Origin of the sequence: Bradyrhizobium ontarionense (assembly GCF_021088345.1) — a bacterium.
Lineage (GTDB): Bacteria > Pseudomonadota > Alphaproteobacteria > Rhizobiales > Xanthobacteraceae > Bradyrhizobium > Bradyrhizobium ontarionense.
In genome coordinates, this window is the sequence record NZ_CP088156.1 from 5,272,195 (window position 1) to 5,283,843 (window position 11,649).

At 64.8% G+C, this 11,649-nt stretch carries 11 protein-coding genes; 5 read left to right on the top strand and 6 right to left on the bottom strand.

What is annotated here, in order from left to right; all coding sequences use genetic code 11:
- Positions 1 to 10: 10 nt before the first annotated feature.
- The 4 genes from LQG66_RS23330 to LQG66_RS23345 all read right to left on the bottom strand — a co-directional run bounded on the left by LQG66_RS23330 (position 11) and on the right by LQG66_RS23345 (position 4,560).
- Entirely contained in the window at positions 11 to 760 is a 750-nt protein-coding gene (locus LQG66_RS23330; protein ID WP_425601239.1) for a nucleotide-binding protein, read from the bottom strand.
- Positions 761 to 1,093: 333 nt separating this feature from the next.
- Positions 1,094 to 1,897 (bottom strand): ParA family protein, encoded by an 804-nt coding sequence (locus tag LQG66_RS23335; protein ID WP_231318012.1) that lies wholly within the window; start codon positions 1,895 to 1,897, stop codon positions 1,094 to 1,096.
- Between the two features lie 458 nt (positions 1,898 to 2,355).
- Positions 2,356 to 3,144: a pentapeptide repeat-containing protein gene (locus LQG66_RS23340; RefSeq protein WP_231318013.1), complete on the bottom strand. Its 789-nt coding sequence runs from the start codon at positions 3,142 to 3,144 to the stop codon at positions 2,356 to 2,358.
- A 48-nt stretch (positions 3,145 to 3,192) separates the two neighbouring features.
- Entirely contained in the window at positions 3,193 to 4,560 is a 1,368-nt protein-coding gene (locus LQG66_RS23345) for a serine protease (RefSeq protein ID WP_231318014.1), read from the bottom strand.
- A gap of 141 nt (positions 4,561 to 4,701) precedes the next feature.
- On the opposite strand from LQG66_RS23345, the gene LQG66_RS23350 reads away from it, so the two are divergent.
- Positions 4,702 to 5,508: a HesA/MoeB/ThiF family protein gene (locus tag LQG66_RS23350; RefSeq protein ID WP_231318015.1), complete on the top strand. Its 807-nt coding sequence runs from the start codon at positions 4,702 to 4,704 to the stop codon at positions 5,506 to 5,508.
- 281 nt (positions 5,509 to 5,789) lie between these two features.
- On the opposite strand, the gene LQG66_RS23355 is transcribed toward LQG66_RS23350, so the two are convergent.
- On the bottom strand, positions 5,790 to 6,791 hold the full coding sequence (locus tag LQG66_RS23355; protein ID WP_231318016.1) for a 2-hydroxyacid dehydrogenase: 1,002 nt from the start codon (positions 6,789 to 6,791) through the stop codon (positions 5,790 to 5,792).
- 352 nt (positions 6,792 to 7,143) lie between these two features.
- On the opposite strand from LQG66_RS23355, the gene LQG66_RS23360 reads away from it, so the two are divergent.
- Positions 7,144 to 7,671 (top strand): SH3 domain-containing protein, encoded by a 528-nt coding sequence (locus LQG66_RS23360; protein WP_231327906.1) that lies wholly within the window; start codon positions 7,144 to 7,146, stop codon positions 7,669 to 7,671.
- A 104-nt stretch (positions 7,672 to 7,775) separates the two neighbouring features.
- On the opposite strand, the gene irrA is transcribed toward LQG66_RS23360, so the two are convergent.
- On the bottom strand, positions 7,776 to 8,249 hold the full coding sequence (irrA, locus tag LQG66_RS23365; protein WP_425601354.1) for an iron response transcriptional regulator IrrA: 474 nt from the start codon (positions 8,247 to 8,249) through the stop codon (positions 7,776 to 7,778).
- A 456-nt stretch (positions 8,250 to 8,705) separates the two neighbouring features.
- Here irrA and fabA point away from each other — a divergent pair, with 456 nt between their 5' ends.
- The 3 genes from fabA (at position 8,706) to fabI (ending at position 11,472) form a co-directional block, all read left to right on the top strand.
- On the top strand, positions 8,706 to 9,227 hold the full coding sequence (gene fabA, locus LQG66_RS23370; RefSeq protein ID WP_231318017.1) for a 3-hydroxyacyl-[acyl-carrier-protein] dehydratase FabA: 522 nt from the start codon (positions 8,706 to 8,708) through the stop codon (positions 9,225 to 9,227).
- Between the two features lie 76 nt (positions 9,228 to 9,303).
- Positions 9,304 to 10,527: a beta-ketoacyl-ACP synthase I gene (fabB, locus tag LQG66_RS23375; RefSeq protein ID WP_231318018.1), complete on the top strand. Its 1,224-nt coding sequence runs from the start codon at positions 9,304 to 9,306 to the stop codon at positions 10,525 to 10,527.
- 144 nt (positions 10,528 to 10,671) lie between these two features.
- On the top strand, positions 10,672 to 11,472 hold the full coding sequence (fabI, locus tag LQG66_RS23380; RefSeq protein WP_231318019.1) for an enoyl-ACP reductase FabI: 801 nt from the start codon (positions 10,672 to 10,674) through the stop codon (positions 11,470 to 11,472).
- The last annotated feature ends 177 nt before the right edge of the window (positions 11,473 to 11,649 follow it).

Here is an 11,649-nt window from a genome sequence, read left to right on the forward strand (position 1 = left end):
GCCGATCGCTTTACAGGCAGGCGTCCCAGGAGAGACTCGCCTCGTTCGGCGGGGGCGCGACGGCGTTGGCCATTAAGGAACGCGACTCGGCACCCGCCGCGCGCAGCGCATGGCATGCGTCGCTTTGGCCGAGCCGCTGCTCGATCCATTGCCAAAGCAGCCGGATCTCCTCGGCCGATTTGCCGCCGTCGTTGAATTCGGTGACGCCCAATCCCGCGGCGAGGGCATCCTGATGATCGTTGCGCAGGATGATCAGCGGTTTGGCGATGATGTCAGCGAGATCGCGATCGCCCTGGCTCAACGCATTCGCGGCCTCGCTCGCGCGCTGGCCCCGACGTGGCGCCTGGTTGAGCACGAAGGCGAAGCGGCGGCGGCTGTTCTGGATGATCTTCACCGTCGGCGCCGAGGCAACGATGTCGGCGACGCACGGACGCGCCGGCACCAGGCATAGATCGGCCTGGTCGATCGCGGCGCGGGTCAGGGCGTTGATGCCGCTCGACGTGTCGATCACCGCGAGCGTCACGCCGCCGCGCGCCAGGGCGTCCAGGCGGCGGCCGATATCCGAGACCTGCTGAATCGGTTCGACGAAAGGCTCGGCGAGCCCGCGTCGACTCTGCCAGTAGGATAGCGTGCCCTGAGGATCCGTCTCGATCAGGCGCACGATCTCCCCGGCCTGTTGAGCTGCAACCGCGAGACCCATCGCCAGCGTGCTCTTGCCGCTGCCGCCCTTCTGTGTGGCCAATACGATCGTGCGTATCATGCGACCCCTTGCTTGTCCGCAAAAGCCGACTGCAGACCACCGCGACGGCAGCACCGATCGTTCGCCCGTGAGCGGATCGATTCGAATGCCACCGCCCGAATCGTAAGCTTTTACGTCCAGCAACGACTATGACGTTCGTGTGACAATTGTAAATGTCGGACGCCGAGGCGAGCGTCGCAAAGTTGATAGTCGTGCCGAATAGGTCGCATCGGCTCGCCATGCTTGCCGATGGCACGCGTGTAACGAAAACGGCCGCTCGTTTGGCGAGCGGCCGGCTTCGGCATTGAAGGATCTCCCGGGCTCGAAGAATGCCGGCGGCCGAGCAGGCCAGGTCTACAGTCCGGCCTTCCAGTTGATGCCGTTGTCGGCCCAGGTCGGATACGCGCGCGTCGCCGGCACCTTGGCCTCGTCGGACGGCGGCGCCAGCATGATCGGGAATTCCACCTCGGCGTGTTCGCTTGCTTCCTTCAGTTCGCCGGCCTCGTGCATGACGTGATCGCCGGCGAGCTTGCCCGCGGTCCAGCGCCACAGGCTGCGGATCTCCTGCGCCGACTTGCCGTCGGTGTCGAACTCGCTGACGCCAAGGCCGGCGGCGAGCGCGTCCTGGTGATCGTTGCGCATCATGATGAAGGGCTGGGCCAGTACCTCGGCGATGTCGCGCGGCGCGTCACTGTCGAGTGCGGTGGTCGCATCGGTGACGCGGTGGCCGCCGCGGATCGGCGCCTGGTTGAGAACGAAGGCGAATGGTTTGCGCCAGGCACGCACGATGCTCAGCGTCGGCGCTGTGGCTTCGATGTCGGCGACGCTCGGACGCGCCGGGATCAGGCACAGATCGCAGTGACGGATCGCGGCGGTGGTGGAGGCCGTGATGCCGCTCCCGGTGTCGATCACGCACAAGGTCACGCCTTCGTGCGACGCCGCTTCGAGGCGCGGCTCGATCATCTTCGCGTCGTAAACGGCTTCGACGATCGGCTCGCCTGCGTTGCGGCGCGCCTGCCATTTCGACAGCGTGCCCTGGCGGTCGGTTTCGATCACGCGCACCTTGTGGCCAGCCTGCTGCGCAGCCACGGCGAGACCGATAGCCAGCGTGCTCTTACCGCTGCCGCCCTTCTGCGTGGCCAAAACGATCGTATACATCGGGAGACAGTCCTTCGGATGTTGACGGAACTTATGAGAACGCCAAAGCTGAGTGCATCGCGATGCGCGGTGCAGAGCTATTCTCGCTCAGGACAGTCCCGGCCCGATCCGACATGAGAGGGATCGCGGAGGTCCGAATCAGCACGCCGACAGAAACTGTTCGAACTATCTCATGTCCGGCCTGCGATTGGACAGACCGGTTGACTACGGCGGGAGCCGTTCCGAGTTGATAGCAAGGTGCTAGGAAGTGAGCGGCAGCCCGCCGCAGAAGAGCGCTCGGCATCGTCGAGCATCATCATGGGCAGTCGCGATGCTGCCCATCAGATCCTCGCCGGCCGCCGTCGGGCCCTTAATTTTTTGTAAAATGACATGCTTAATTTTGCGTAAATGCTCGCCGCGTTGCCGTGCGGGCGTCTCCCGCAGACGAGCGAGACGGCGGCGGTCGTGTCTCCAATACATCAGTCCTCGTCGGCAAACACGTCGATGCCCAGGCTGCGCAGCAGATGGTGCTGCTGGCTTGCGGAGATCTGCATGCCCGAGAAGCTCTGGATGTCCTGAAGGTCGAATCCGGAGAGGTCGGCGCCGCGAAGGTCAGCCCCCGACAGATCGGCGAGACGCAAGGCCGCGTTGGTGAGATTGCTCCCGCGCAGTGAAGCGTTGACCAGCGAGGTGCCCTGGAGCTCGGCGCCGGACAAATCGCAGTCGATGATCCTGAGCGAGGACAGGTCGGCGTCGCGGAGCACGACGTTGTCCATCTTGCAGGTCTCGAAGGTCCCGGCCAGCCGAACGGGCTTCTTCGACTTCGTCTGTCGTGTCGAACGGAATGCAAAGCCCGGTTTCTCGAACGTCGCGCCCGACATCCGGCAGCCGGAAAACGTCACGTCCCACAGCTCGCACACGTTGAACGTCGCGAGCATCAGGTCGCAATTGCGGAAGGTCGTGCCGCGCAGGTCGCAGAACCTGAACGTGCAGCCCTTGGCGCTGTCGCCGTCGAAGAAGCGGCAGTCCTCGAACCGTGCGCCTGCCAAGTTCACATTGGCGAATTCGCACTGGTTGAAGCGGCTCCGCGTCCAATGCGACGTGGCAAGCTCGCCGCCGACGAAGCGGGTGGAGGCCGCGTCGCAGTCCTCGAATTGCGCGGAGTCCAGAGGTTCATCGTCGAAGCTGAAGTCCGACAGGTCTGCAGCAATGAGCTTTTCGCTCCGCCGCAAGGCGCTGCGGATGGCCTCGTGGTCAAGTTCGGACATTCAAGTGATGCTCTGCACGGCAAGCTGATCTGGTGCTGAAATCGTACGCTACTTGCGCACGCAGATCACGCGCACCGTGGCGGCCTTGGCATCCAGTGAGGAACCGTCGGGTTTGACGTCGTGCGCGGCGAGGAAGGCGCGCGTGGTTTCGGCGCTGATCATCACGGCCTGTGACGATGGGATCAAGGCCGTGCCGGCGAGCATCCCGGGCTTGAGCAGGGCGACGCCGACGAACTTGCCGTCGCCATCCAGTGCGGCGGCACCGGAGAAGCCAAGCCCAGGTGCCGGCGCGAGCGACGTTTCAGCCGGGCCATTGGCGGCAAGCTGGGCCTTGACGCTGCTGATTGCCGCAGCTCCGCCCTGGCTTTGCGGATCGGCAATGCCGACGATGTCGATCGATGATCTCGCGTTGCCGCCGGAGAGCGCGAGCGGCTTCAAGCCGCGCGCACCGTAGATGCGGAGCAGCGCCAGCCCATGCTCCTTGTCATCGGCGACCCGGTCGGCATGGCCAAAGCCGGGAACGGCGATGGCGAGGCAGCCATCGGTGATCTCGCGATCAGTGATGATGGCTCCGTCGTGACTCGCGATGATGCCGGTGCCGTAATCGACGGTGCGGCGGGGCGCCGGCAGTGCGGCGGATGGCGCGGGAAACGCGGTGAAGGCGCTCGACATCGCGATCACGACGGCCTCGACCGTATTCTCGGTGGCCTGGTCGTAGAGGATCGTCATGATGCGCACCTCGTCACCCCTGGCGGTGCCGCGGATGTAGAACTTCTTCAGGCCCTGCAGGCCGGACAGCACGAAGAAATCGGGCTTGACGACACTGTAATCGACAGCGCGGCCCGGCGGCTCCTTCTTCTCGCGCTCGGCCAGCGCGGCCATGGTCGGATTGGCTTCCTTGCGCCGTGCGAGCGTGACCTGCACCGTTCCTGTCGGCGAGCTCCACTTGGAGCCGTTGCCGTCGCTGGTCTGCTGCGGCACCAGCTTGGTCGGAATGCCGAGCCGTGCACCGCTCACCGGCTCGGTCACGATCTTCCAGCCGACGCTCTCCTGCTTGCGGCGCGCCGTGTCGGCGAGCGCTGCGCGCTCCTGCGGATTGAGCACGCCGGTCGGCTTGCCGCCCTTGAGCTTCTGGTACTCTTTGATCGCGTTGACCATGCGCTCGCTGACGTCGCCGGTGATCGCGCCATTATACTGACCGATCCAAGCGAGATCGGATTGTAGCGCGAGCCGCTCGGCCTGTCCCATCGCGTTGGCGGTATCGGCCGGCGCCTGCACGCCGGGCCGCACCGGCTGGGTCGTCACCGGCTTGGGCTTGGCGCCGGGCGGGACGCCCTGTGTCGTTTGCGCTTGCGCCGGCGAACAGGCAGCGGTCACGCCTGCGCAGATGAGTGTTGCCGTGGCCAGCCGTCTCATGACAAATCCCGAGCTCTTGCAGCTGACATAAATAAGCACATCTGCTTGGTCGGTCACAATCGGGTGAGGGTTCAGTGGGGAGGTCCGCTGTTTCCATGCCGGGCTGACGACGATGTGGCGGCGGAAGGACGTTGGGTAACGATGCTGAGCGACGAGGAACTTGAGCGCTATGCCCGCCACATCGTGCTGCGCGACGTCGGTGGCCCGGGGCAGGCGGCGCTGAAGCGCGCCTCGGTGCTGGTGATCGGCGCGGGCGGCCTGGGTGCGCCGGCGCTGATGTATCTTGCCGCTGCCGGTGTCGGCACGATCGGTGTTGTCGACGATGACATGGTGTCGCTGTCGAATTTGCAGCGCCAGGTCATCCATGCGACGCCGGATATCGGCAGGCCCAAGGTCGAGAGCGCGGCCGAGCGCATCAACGCGCTCAATCCGCACGTCACGGTCGTTGCGCATCGGACCTGGCTCAACGCCGACAACGCGCTCGATCTGATCGGTGCCTATGATCTCGTGCTCGATGGTTCCGACAATTTCGACACCCGCTATCTCGTCTCCGATGCCTGCTTCCTGGCCGCGAGGCCGTTGATCACCGGCGCGCTCGGCACCTTCGATGCGTCGCTGACGACGATCCGCGCGCATGAGACGAATGAGAAGGGCGAATTCAATCCGACCTATCGCTGCCTGTTCCCCGAGCCGCCGCCGCCCGGCACGGTGCCGGCTTGCGCCGAAGCCGGTGTCATGGGCGCGCTCGCCGGCATGCTGGGCTCGATGATGGCGCTGGAGGCGATCCGCGAGATCGTCGGCTTCGGCGAAGGCCTGGTCGGCCGGCTCTTGATGCTCGACGCGCGCACGATGCGCTTCGAGACGTTGCGCTACGGCCGCGATCCCGCCAATCCGCTCAACGGCGACGGGCCGGTGATTGCGGATCTGAGCATGCATCGGAAGCCGTAATGTGGTGAGAACCGCGCCAGATCCTCTGTTGTCGTCCCGGACAAGCCCGGCGACGCGAGAGCGTCGGCGGGCGCCGATCCGGGACCCATAGCCACCGCATTCGGTGACATGCGCGGAACGTGCGGCCTGCCTGTTTCAGACATCACGCGGTATGGGTCCCCGCGTTCGCGGGACGACACCTGTGATGAGGTGACGGGCTCGACACCTAGTCCGCTGCCGTCCTGGACAAGTCTGCAGCGCGATCGCGTCGACGACACCGACTAAGAGGCTGGCGGATCGGCTTACAGCATGCTCGGCAGCACGCGGTCCGGCGGCCGGTGGCTGTCGAGGAAGGTCTTGATGTTGATGATGACCTTCTCGCCCATCTCGACGCGGCCCTCGATCGTGGCCGAGCCCATGTGCGGCAGCAGCGTCACCTTGCCAGCCTTGGCGAGCCGCACCAGCCGCGGATTGACCGCCGGCTCATGCTCGAACACGTCGAGGCCCGCACCCGCGACGTCGCCGGCTTCGATCAGCCGCGTCAGCGTCTCCTCGTCGATCACCTCGCCGCGCGCGGTGTTGACGATGTAGGCGTCTTTTCGGATCAGCTTCAGCCGCCGCGCGGAGAGCAGATGGAACGTCGCCGGCGTGTGCGGGCAGTTCACCGAGATGATGTCCATCCGCGCCAGCATCTGGTCGAGGCTCTCCCAGTAGGTCGCGCCGAGTTCATCGGCGATGACGGGCGCGACCGGACGGCGGTTGTGATAGTGGATCTGCAGGCCGAAGGCGCGGGCGCGCCGCGCCACCGCCTGGCCGATGCGGCCCATGCCGATGATGCCGAGTCTCTTTCCGCCGATGCGGTGGCCGAGCATCCAGGTCGGCGACCAGCCCGCCCAGTTCTTGCCTTCGGTCAGGATCGAGGCGCCTTCGATCAGCCGCCGCGGCACCGCGAGGATCAGCGCCATGGTCATGTCGGCGGTGTCCTCGGTCAGAACCTTCGGCGTGTTGGTGACGGTGATGCCGCGCGCCACTGCAGCGGTCACGTCGATATTGTCGACGCCGTTGCCGAAATTGGCGATGAGCCGCAGCTTGCAGTCGGGCTGATTGAGAACATCGGCGGTGATGTGGTCGGTGACGGTCGGAACCAGCACGTCCGCCGTGCGCACCGCGTCGGCAAGTTGCTCCTGACTCAGCGGCTCGTCGTCAAGATTAAGTCGCGCGTCGAACAGCTCGCGCATGCGCGTCTCGACCGAGTCGGGCAGCTTGCGGGTCACTACGACGAGGGGCTTTTTCCTACCTGACATGTGCTGCTCTCATGAGATCCTTCAGACCTCATTAACCGGGTTCGCCGAAACTACCGTCGTCGCCTGGAGCCGGGCGCTTCCCTGGACTGGTCGTGTCGGATCTCGCGGTGGGCCGATCCGTCCCTGACAGGGTTCGCGAGCGATTCTCAGGCGCTTCCTGGCCGCTTGTGTTCGGTCCTGTCTAGCAGAAGGCCGGGCCAAGACAAGAAGCCAACCGCCGGTCAGGACGTACGATGCGGCAAGCCCTCTCTGTGCACGAAGGGGGGCAGCCGGGCGGTTCGATGGGGATCGGGCGAAGGATCGTATGCGCGAAGAGGGCGCGATCCTTGCGAGGGAGAGTGAGTTGAGTGCGATGGCGTTGGGGCGTTTCGGTGTGGTCGTGCTGCTCGCGGCCTGTCTGTTCGAGGCTGCGGTCGGCGCCGGGGCCCTCGCGAAGGATTCCGTTCTCACCACCAGCGGCCTTCCGGTGCCGCGCTATGTCAGCCTGAAGTCGGACCACGTCAACGTCCGCGCGGGACCGACCAAGGACAATGACGTGGCCTGGGTCTACACGCGCTCGGGCCTGCCGGTCGAGATCACCGCCGAATATGAAAACTGGCGGAGAGTGCGCGACTCGGAGGGATCGGAGGGCTGGGTCTACCACTCGCTCCTGTCCGGACGCCGCACCGCGGTCGTCACGATGAAGAACAAGGACGACCTTGCCGCGGTCTATGAGAATTCCGACCCGTCCAGCGCGGTGACGGCGCGGCTCCAGGCCGGCGTCATTGCGCAGGTCAAGAAATGCAGCAGTGGCTGGTGCCGTGTCCTCGGCAATGGTTTCGAGGGCTGGATCGAGCAGCAGCGGCTGTGGGGTGTCTATTCCGACGAGCAGGTCAATTGAACCGCCGGGAGGACGGGCCCCGTGGTCGCGATGGTGACGTACTCCCGACACGAAAATGCCCGCGAAGCGCGGGCATCGGTCCACTCAAAGCCGCTTCTCAGGGCTCAGCGCTTCTTGCGCAGCCGGACCACCATGTCGATGCGTGCGATCTCGTAACCTTCCGGTGCCTCCGGCAGCTTGGAGAGCGCGAGGTGCTGATCGGGGATATCGACCAGCTCGTGGTTGTTCTCGAGATAAAAGTGATGATGCGCCGTGACGTTGGTATCGAAGTAGGTCTTGGTGCCGTCGACGCTGACCTGGCGCAGCAGGCCGGCGTCCGTCAGCTGGTTCAGGGTGTTGTAGACGGTCGCGAGCGAGACCGGAACCTTGGCCAGCGTCGCTTCCTCGTACAGCATTTCGGCCGTCAGATGCCGCGCGCCCTTGCCGAACAGCAGCCAGCCCAGAGCCATGCGCTGGCGTGTCGGGCGCAAACCCGCCGCCTGCAGCATTTCGTTGACGTCGTGCCACGGGCAGCCATTGAGCGCAGGCTGCCGGCCGGTCCCCAGTCCATCCGGACTGGCCCGCTCATGACCACTGATCGAGGCGTTGTTGCTCGCGTCCACTTCAAGCACCGCAGAATTCGCACTCACCGATCTCTGATATAGGAAGAAACCCATTCAGATGCAAGCTTATCGCAACTAACCTGTCTAGAACGCCCCTAAACTGCATCTGCTGCCCGGCCCGGTTGCGAAGGCCGCGCCTGCGTCGATTTACCTGGATACGCGCATTGACGCCGCAATCTCCTATGTTAGAGAGCGCCCGGACCCGATTTGACCTGCCATGGCGAGCGCGGCCGGCCGTCACGGCGGCTGTTCCTGGCCTCGATAGTGTAAGGCCGCGTGCCGACGGCGGTCATTGTCGTCAAGTGCGATCGTTTCGCTGTCGCGCCGACGGGATGGCCGCCCGGTAAACGGTGCGCGAACGGGTCGACGCGTGAAGGGGTCGTGTCGCGCGGCACATTTCCATCTGGGATCGTTGAGAAAGGCTCATCAGGCATGCTGGATCGGCGCGGCAGTTATGAATACGAAGACCTGTTGGCCTGCGGCCGCGGGGAGCTGTTCGGTCCCGGCAACGCGCAGCTGCCGCTGCCGCCGATGCTGATGTTCGATCGCATTGCCGAGATCAGCGAGACGGGCGGCCAGTTCGGCAAGGGTTTCGTCCGTGCCGAGCTCGACGTGAAGCCGGATCTCTGGTTCTTCGGCTGCCATTTCAAGAACGATCCGGTCATGCCGGGCTGCCTCGGTCTCGACGCGATGTGGCAGATGGTCGGTTTCTTCCTCGGCTGGACCGGCGGCGCCGGCCGCGGTCGGGCACTCGGCCTCGGCGATCTGAAATTTTCGGGCCAGGTTCTGCCGACCGCCCGCAAGGTTGTGTACAACGTCGACGTCAAACGCGTGATGCGCTCAAAGCTGGTGCTCGGTATCGCCGACGGGTGGCTTTCGATGGACGGCGAGATTATCTATCGCGCCAAGGACCTGAAGGTCGGCCTGTTCAAGCAGGACTCCGCGCCGGCGTGAACCGGCTGGCCCCGAGCAGAGACAGTGCAGCAGGCGTGACTGCGACAGAACATACGAGCAAGGCGAGGCGGACATCATGAGGCGGGTCGTCATCACGGGCATGGGCATCGTCTCGTCGATCGGCAACAACACCCAGGAGGTGCTGGCGAGCCTGTACGAGGCGAAGTCCGGCATCTCCCGCGCCGAGAAATATGCCGAGCTCGGTTTCCGTTCGCAGGTGCAAGGCGCGCCGACGCTGAATCCGGCAGAGGTGGTCGACCGCCGCGCGATGCGCTTCATGGGTGAAGGCGCGGCGTGGAATCACGTTGCCATGGAGCAGGCGATCCACGATTCCGGACTCGAGCCGTCCGACGTGTCCAATATCCGCACCGGCATCATCATGGGCTCGGGCGGACCGTCGACGCGCACGCTGGTCGAGGCCGCCGACATCACCCGCACCAAGGGGCCGAAGCGGGTCGGGCCGTTCGCAGTGCCGAAGGCGATGTCGTCGACGGCCTCCGCGACGCTTGCGACCTGGTTCAAGATCAAGGGCGTCAACTATTCAATCTCGTCGGCCTGCGCGACCTCCAATCACTGCATCGGCAATTCCTATGAGATGATCCAGTACGGCAAGCAGGACGTGATGTTCGCCGGCGGCTGCGAGGAGCTGGACTGGACCCTGTCGGTGCTGTTCGACGCGATGGGCGCGATGTCGTCCAAGCACAATGAGACGCCCGCGACCGCGTCGCGGCCCTACGACGTGACGCGTGACGGCTTCGTGATCGCCGGCGGCGCCGGCGTCGTGGTGCTGGAAGAGCTTGAGCACGCCAAGGCGCGCGGCGCCAAGATCTATGGCGAGATCGTGGGCTACGGCGCAACCTCGGACGGCTACGACATGGTTGCGCCGTCGGGCGAAGGCGCTGAGCGCTGCATGCAGCTTGCGCTGTCGACCGTGAAGACCAAGATCGACTACATCAATCCGCATGCGACCTCCACGCCCGCCGGCGATCCGCCGGAAATGGAGGCGATCCGCAAGGTGTTCGGCCGCGGTGAGAAATGCCCGCCGATCGCCGCGACGAAGGCGTTGACCGGACATTCGCTCGGCGCCACCGGCGTCCAGGAGGCGATCTACTCGCTGCTGATGATGAAGAACGGCTTCATCTGCGAGAGCGCCAACATCACCGAGCTAGATCCCGCGTTTGCCGACATGCCGATCGTGCGCAAGCGCATCGACAACGCCAAGCTCGGCGCCGTGCTGTCGAATTCGTTCGGCTTCGGCGGCACCAACGCGACGCTGGTCTTCAAGCACCTCGACGCTTAAGATTTCCGACAGGACTGGTTTCGTCGGCGTGATGCCGGACAACAGCGCGAAACATTTTCGCACCGATGTCCGGCTATCGGCGTCTGTGGAGCGAGACGATCATCTTGGCTGGGTCGGGTCCCGGCATGACGAAGGAGAGTGAGCATGCAGGGTCTGATGACAGGCAAGCGCGGTCTGGTCATGGGCATCGCCAATGACCATTCGATCGCCTGGGGCATCGCCAAGACACTGGCTGCGCATGGCGCCGAGATGGCCTTCACCTATCAGGGCGATGCGCTCGGCAAGCGCGTGCGTCCGCTCGCCGACGAGCTCGGCGTCAAGCAGGTGCTGCCCTGCGACGTCGAGGACATCGCCAGTGTCGATAGCGTGTTCGCAGCGCTACGCGCGGCCTGGGGCGGCCTCGACTTTCTGGTCCATGCCGTGGCCTTCTCCGACAAGAACGAGCTCAAGGGCCGTTATGCCGATACCTCGCGCGAGAATTTTGCGCGTACGATGCTGATCTCCTGTTTCTCCTTCACCGAGATCGCCAAGCGCGCCGCCGAGCTGATGCCGGAGACCGGCGGCAGCATGATCACGCTGACCTTCGACGGCTCCAACCGCGTGATGCCGAACTACAATGTGATGGGTGTGGCCAAGGCCGCGCTCGAAGCGTCGGTGCGTTACCTCGCCGCCGATTACGGCCGGCACAGCGTCCGCGTCAATGCGATCTCGGCCGGCCCGGTGCGGACACTTGCGGGCTCCGGCATCGGCGATGCCCGCTTCATGTTCGCGTTCCAGCAGAAGCATTCACCGCTCGGTCGCGGCGTGACCCTGGAGGAGCTCGGCGGCTCTGCGCTCTATCTGCTCTCGGACCTGTCTGGCGGCGTCACCGGAGAGATCCACTACGTCGACTCCGGCTACAACGTGATCTCGATGCCGCGGCCCGAGGATCTCAAGGCGGAGTAGTCCAACTCGTTTCCGGCGTCAGCATTTGCACGAAGAGCTGCACAATCGTCGACATGCGATCATGATCCGGCTTCGTTTGACGGGCTCATGATCGAGACCCGCCGACCGGCGCGGTTAGTCGCTATAGCGCTTCTTGCGATCCACCCAATTTGTCACAATTGAATCCCGCCACTCCCC

Bases quoted from the DNA above. Each gene is read 5' to 3' on its own strand.
- LQG66_RS23330 (WP_425601239.1), bottom strand. From the start codon at position 760: ATGATACGCACGATCGTATTGGCCACACAGAAGGGCGGCAGCGGCAAG.
- LQG66_RS23335 (WP_231318012.1), bottom strand. From the start codon at position 1,897: ATGTATACGATCGTTTTGGCCACGCAGAAGGGCGGCAGCGGTAAGAGC.
- LQG66_RS23340 (WP_231318013.1), bottom strand. From the start codon at position 3,144: ATGTCCGAACTTGACCACGAGGCCATCCGCAGCGCCTTGCGGCGGAGC.
- LQG66_RS23345 (WP_231318014.1), bottom strand. From the start codon at position 4,560: ATGAGACGGCTGGCCACGGCAACACTCATCTGCGCAGGCGTGACCGCT.
- LQG66_RS23350 (WP_231318015.1), top strand. From the start codon at position 4,702: ATGCTGAGCGACGAGGAACTTGAGCGCTATGCCCGCCACATCGTGCTG.
- LQG66_RS23355 (WP_231318016.1), bottom strand. From the start codon at position 6,791: ATGTCAGGTAGGAAAAAGCCCCTCGTCGTAGTGACCCGCAAGCTGCCC.
- LQG66_RS23360 (WP_231327906.1), top strand. From the start codon at position 7,144: ATGGCGTTGGGGCGTTTCGGTGTGGTCGTGCTGCTCGCGGCCTGTCTG.
- fabA (WP_231318017.1), top strand. From the start codon at position 8,706: ATGCTGGATCGGCGCGGCAGTTATGAATACGAAGACCTGTTGGCCTGC.
- fabB (WP_231318018.1), top strand. From the start codon at position 9,304: ATGAGGCGGGTCGTCATCACGGGCATGGGCATCGTCTCGTCGATCGGC.
- fabI (WP_231318019.1), top strand. From the start codon at position 10,672: ATGCAGGGTCTGATGACAGGCAAGCGCGGTCTGGTCATGGGCATCGCC.